The sequence below is a fragment of the Vibrio sp. 2132-1 genome (assembly GCF_033344315.1).
Map to the genome: position 1 here is coordinate 1 of NZ_JAWPON010000801.1, position 531 is coordinate 531.

Annotated in this window: 1 protein-coding gene and 1 pseudogene; both read left to right on the forward strand. The window is 42.4% G+C overall.

Features of this window, described 5'->3' with window-relative positions; translation table 11 throughout:
* Positions 1-251 (forward strand): P-II family nitrogen regulator (locus R8N47_RS28075; protein ID WP_318186469.1); only part of this gene is annotated, 251 nt, incomplete at its 5' end.
* Between the two features lie 86 nt (positions 252-337).
* Positions 338-531: pseudogene (locus R8N47_RS28080) on the forward strand (hypothetical protein); the annotation flags it as partial.

Genomic DNA, 531 nt, shown 5'->3' on the forward strand with positions numbered 1-531 from the left:
TTTCTGAAGTGAAAGGTTTTGGTCGTCAGAAAGGCCACACTGAGCTATACCGCGGTGCGGAATACATGGTGGACTTCCTACCAAAAGTGAAACTGGAAATTGTTGTTACTGAAGATGTAGCAGACAAATGCGTAGAAACCATCATCGAAACCGCGCAAACAGGTAAGATTGGCGATGGTAAAATTTTCGTAACGGATGTTGAGCGTGTGGTTCGTATCCGTACTGGAGCAGAAGATGAAGACGCGATTTAAGATTTCACTACAATTGCATTTTTGATTAAGCTAAAAGGGAGCCCAATAAGGCTCCTTTTTTATTTCATGCATTCAGGTACGCTCTCATGTTTAAGCGTTTTGTTCTCTCTTTAGCCTTTCTAATCATGGCTGCGGTAGTGAGTTTTCAAGTCATCTTTACCGTGCCAGAACACCCACAGATCATCACACAAACTGGTTCTGAAATTACCGAAGACATTCGATGTATAGAGTTTAGCGGAGCAAAAGCTCTGGACGATAACGGTGAACTCAACCTTTTAGT